General features: G+C 72.0%; 4 protein-coding genes. All 4 read right to left on the bottom strand.

Annotated elements, in window-relative coordinates; translation table 11 throughout:
* Positions 1-18: 18 nt before the first annotated feature.
* Complete coding sequence (locus C667_RS20285; protein WP_004380066.1) at positions 19-924, bottom strand: DmsC/YnfH family molybdoenzyme membrane anchor subunit; 906 nt, start codon at positions 922-924, stop codon at positions 19-21.
* Positions 924-1,571 carry a 4Fe-4S dicluster domain-containing protein gene (locus C667_RS20290; RefSeq protein ID WP_004380068.1) on the bottom strand — a complete coding sequence of 216 codons (648 nt, stop codon included), beginning with the start codon at positions 1,569-1,571 and terminating at the stop codon, positions 924-926. The genes C667_RS20285 and C667_RS20290 overlap by 1 nt, the downstream gene beginning before the upstream one ends.
* Positions 1,568-4,321 (bottom strand): molybdopterin-dependent oxidoreductase, encoded by a 2,754-nt coding sequence (locus C667_RS20295; protein ID WP_004380070.1) that lies wholly within the window; start codon positions 4,319-4,321, stop codon positions 1,568-1,570. Before C667_RS20295 ends, C667_RS20290 begins: the two co-directional genes overlap by 4 nt.
* A 14-nt stretch (positions 4,322-4,335) precedes the next feature.
* A partial coding sequence (gene fdhD, locus C667_RS20300) for a formate dehydrogenase accessory sulfurtransferase FdhD (protein WP_039922471.1) occupies positions 4,336-4,764 on the bottom strand: 429 nt, incomplete at its 5' end.

A 4,764-nucleotide genomic window follows, 5' to 3' on the forward strand; every position in this document is an offset into this window, starting at 1 on the left:
GCCCGGCCGCGTGGCCGTTCAGGCGTTGCCGAGCCGCGTGGCGGTGGCGACGCCCGCGGGCTTGCCGCCGCGTACGGGGTGGTGCTTGAGCGCGATGCCCTGGGTGAAGGCGGCGCGGCGGATCAGCGTGTATTTGAACCACCAGCCGACCAGGACCGCGAGCAGGCCCGCCGCGGCGAGCGCGAACCACGCGCCGGGCAGGCCGGCCAGGTTTGCGGCGAGCGCGAGCAGTGCGAGCCCGACCGGAAGGACGTGGCCCAGCATCGCGAGTCGCGGCGCGATCGCGTCGAAGGCCTGCACGCTGGCCGCCGGCGCGCGATCGGCGCGCAGGCCGTCGAGGTAGCGTCTCCACAAGAGCAGGCGGGCGGACAGGGCGAGCACCAGGACGAGCGCGGCGGCGAGCTGCAACCCGCCCGTCAGGGTCGCGGCGATCAGGCCCGCGCCCTCGGCCAGCCCGGTGCCCAGAACCAGCGGCGCGCAGCGCGCGTGGCGCCAGGCGGGGATGCCTTTGTCGGCGGCGAGGATGCGCGCCTGCGCATACACGAAGGCGAGGCCGCACAGGCCGGCGAGCGCCTGCGCGGCGGGGTGCGCGGTGAGCAGCGCGAGCGCGCCGGCGCCGAACAGCGCGAGCGCGACCGAGGCCTCGCGCGTCATCCACGATGTGCGGATGTGGCGGAAGACGTTGAGCGCACGCCACGGCCGGCCGATCTCGAACCAGACGCAGAGCAGCCCGAGCGCCACGAGGACGAGGCCGGCGGCGAGCTGCGGGCGCACCTCGACGCCGGTGAGGCCGGCGAGCCCGGCGAACAGGACGAGCCCGCCGCCGCTGCCGCCGCAGATGAAGTTGCCGGCGGCGCGCCAGTCCCAGTGCTGCTGCAGGCGGGGCGCGGGCTGGCCGGGGAGAGGGGGACGGTTCGGTTTCATCAGGGGTGATCCCAGATGTAATAGACGCTCGGCCCGGTGCCGAGCTCCTCGTGCATGTGGAAGTGCTGCGTCTTTGCGAGCAGGCGGCTGACCGGGCTGTCGGGGTCGTCGATGTCGCCGAAGACCATCGCGCCCGAGATGCAGGAGTTGACGCAGGCCGGGGTGACCTCGGGGTCGCGCCCGGGGATGCGCCCGCTCGCCGCGGCGGCGTCGATGCGCTCCTTGCAGAAAGTGCACTTGGTCGCCACCGAGATGCGCGAGGGGTCGAAACGGATCGCCTCGGAGGCGATCGGCTGGTCGCCGTAGGCGAAGCGCGGCTCGTGCACGATCGAGCGCGCCTCGTAGGGACAGGCCATCACGCAGTTGGCGCAGCCGATGCAGACGTCGTAGTCGATGGTGACCAGGCCATCGCGGCGCTTCTGCGTCGCCTCGGTGGGGCAGACCTCCGCGCACGGCGGCTCGGCGCAGTGCATACAGGCCGTCGGCAGGAAGCTGCGGCGGACGTCGGGAAACTCGCCGGTCTCGAGGTCGAGCACGCGGCGCCACTGCACACCGGGCGGGGTGGCGTTGGCGTTCTTGCACGCCGCGGTGCAGGTCTGGCAGCCCACGCAGCGGCGCAGGTCGATGCTCATCACATAGCGGGTCATTGCACGTTGCTCCCTTCGAGACGGCGGATCGCCACGCGCACGATGTCGGCGCCCGAGCCGGTGGCGTCGGTGAGCTCGAGCGACATCGGCGCCACGGTGTTGAGGCTGGGCATGCCGAAGTCCTTGGCGACCGGCGTGGCCCAGTGGTCGAACTGGCCCGGGATCACCAGGGTGTCGGGGCGGATGCCGTGGGCGAGGACCGCCTTGCCGTAGGTGGCGCCGATGTGCGAGCGGATCTCGACGCGGTCGCCGTCGGCGATGCCGAGGCCCTTGGCGGTGTTGGCGTTCATGATCACCCCGGCGTGGCCGCGCACGTTCTGCGCGACCTCGCGCATCAGCGCGATGCTGACGTTGCCGCCGGTGTGGTACTGCATGCTCTTGGTGGCGAGCAGCCACAGCGGGTAGTCCTCGGGCTTCGCGCCGCTGTCGACCAGGGCCTGCTCCCAGCGCCCGGGGACGTCGTGCCATTCGGGCAGGGCGGTGTATTCGGAGAGCTGGGTGTCCCACCAGTGCATGTCGTGCTCGTGCAGGCGGTTGCCGAGCTCGCGGCCGATGCGCAGCAGGCGCTCCTGGTAGGGCAGCTCGTAGCGCAGGCCCTTCTCGGCCATGGTTGGGCTCAGGTACCACGAGCGCTGTGGCATCGGCACGGTGTAGAAGCCGTGCTCCTTGAACCAGGCGAGGTCGTGGGTCTCCCGGCCCTGCGAGAGGTCGGTGCTCGCGGCGCGGCAGATCGCGTCCCAGATCGTGTCGACCTCGTGCGTGCGGGTGGGGTCGAGGCTGAAGTCGTAGCCCTCGCCGGCGAGCGGCGAGACCCCGCCGGCGCCACGGTTGATCGCCTTGTTGTAGGGCTCGAGCAGGCCGGTGCGGCGCGCCAGCTCGGTGCTGATCCAGGTGAAGTCGCGCGCCTCGCCCTGCGGCTCGACCGCCGGCTGGCGCAGCACCACGCCGCGTGCGGTCCAGAACTGCTCGACGAACTTGGTGCCGCCGACCTTGATCATCTGCAGGGATTCGAGGTCGGTGGCCTCGGGCAGCAGCAGGTCGGCGAAGAAGTTGGTCTCGTCCACCGTGTAGGCGAAGGACACGGTGAAGGGGAAGGTGGCGATCGTCTCCACGAGGCTGGGCGTGTCCCAGAACGAGATCGCCGGGTTGGAGCGGTAGATGAACCAGATGTCGGGCAGGGTCGGCTTGGGCATGTTGAAGTCGCGCGGCACCTCGCGCTGGAACATCCAGGCCAGCTGGGTGGGGCCGAGCGCCTGGCTCCACGCCGAGTTGCCGACGATCGGCACCAGGGTGCGGTGGGCGTTGCGCCCGGTGGGCTGGGCGACCCAGTGCTCCTTGTCGGTGGGGTTGAATTTTTGCGCCATGAAGCCGTCCTCGCCGGCGGTGACGCTGAGGTGGCGGTCGTCGTGGGGGCGGTTCAGCCGCACGGTGGTGCCGAGGGTGCCGCCCGGTACCTCGAGCGCGCCCACCAGGGTCGCGAGCACGGTGCGCGCCCAGCAGCACTCGAAGGCGCCCCAGCCGTTGTTCACCGACTTGCCGAGGGTGACCGCGACCGGGCGCAGCGGCAGGGTGGCGCCGTCCACCTCGATGGTGGCGCCGATCTGCGCGTTCTCGAGGTACTCGCCGGCGATGCGGCGGATGGTGGCCGCGGGCACGTCGCTGATGCCCTCCGCCCACTCCGGCGTGTATTTGCGCATGTGCTCGACCAGCATCGTGTGGGCGGGCACGCCCTCCACGTCGGCGAGCGGCTGGCGCGCGTCGTCCGCATCCACCGTGAGCGCCGCGGCGACGCGGAAGCGGCCCTCGAGCGCGGGCTGGACGCCCGGGGTGTCGAAAGGCATGGCGCGGCCGGCGGCGGGATCCCACACCAGTGGCTTGGCGGTCTCGGGGTCGCGCAGGTAGAGGCCGTCGGGGCCGACCAGGTAGGGCGAGGACGTGCGGTCGCGCAGGAAGGGCAGATCGAGCTCGCCGACGCCGTGCTCGCACACCAGCACGTGGATCAGCGCAAACATGAAGGCGGGGTCGGTCTTGGGGCGGATCGGCACCCACTCGGACGCACAGGCGCCGGTGATCGACAGGTGGGGCTCGACCTGCACGCGCTTGTAGCCGCGCACGCGCGCGTCGGCGTGGCGGGTGACCGCGCACGGGCCGCCGGAGGCGTCGACGTTGCTGCCGATCGAGATCACGTAGCGGCAGTTGGGCGTGTCGGCGGCGACGGTGAAGGCGCGGTGCCAGAACTCACCGTAGAGGTGCTCGGAGTGCACGCACTTGACGCCCTGGCCCGAGCCGAAGCTGAAGTCGATCGGCCCCCAGGCGGCGAGGAAGGCGGGCAGGGTGCCCATGTACATCGCCGGCGTACCGCCGTGGCCGAAGCTGGCCGCCACGCGCGGCAGGCCGGAGTCGTCGATGAGGCCCTTCTCGCGCACCGCGGCGAGGCGGGCGGCGATGGTGTCGAGGGCCTCGTCCCAGGAGATCGGCACGAAGCCCGGGTCCTCGTTGCGCCCCTTCTTCGGGTTGGTGCGCTTCATCGGCTGCAGGATGCGGTGCGGGTTGTAGGTCTTCTGCACCAGGCCGTGCGCCTTCACGCACACGCGACCGCGCGCGGGATGGACCTCGGCGGCGGCGAAGTTGGGCTCGATCTCGGTGGCCACACCGTCGATCACCTTGACGTTCATGAAGTCGGGGCCGGCGACGCAGTTGTAGCAGTAGCTCGGAACCTTGCGCTCGTTGCGGGCGGTGGCGGTGGTCATCGCGGACTCCTCGCTCAGTGGATGCGTTGCGGGTGGGTGTAGACGCTGTGGCGGTGGCCGCGCGCGAAGCCGACCAGCGTGACGCCGGCGGCCTCGGCCAGGCGCACCGCCATGCCGGTGGGCGCGGACAGCGCGGCGATCGCGGCGATGCCGACGGTGGCGGCCTTCTGCACGATCTCGTAGCTGGCGCGGCTGGTCATCAGCACGAAGCCGTCGTCGAAGCCGCAGCCGCGCGTGGCGAGCGCGCCGATGAGCTTGTCGAGCGCGTTGTGGCGGCCGACGTCCTCGCGCACCAGTGCGACGCTGCCGTCGCGCCGGCACCACGCCGCCGCATGCACCGCGCCGGTGAGCTGGAACAGCGGCTGCAGCGCGGCGAGCTCGGCCTGGGCGCGCTCGAGCGCGCCGGGGTGGATCGCGGTGTCGGCGAGGCGGGCGGGCGGCAG

The sequence above is a fragment of the Thauera phenylacetica B4P genome (genome assembly GCF_000310225.1).
GTDB classification, from domain to species: Bacteria; Pseudomonadota; Gammaproteobacteria; order Burkholderiales; family Rhodocyclaceae; genus Thauera; species Thauera phenylacetica.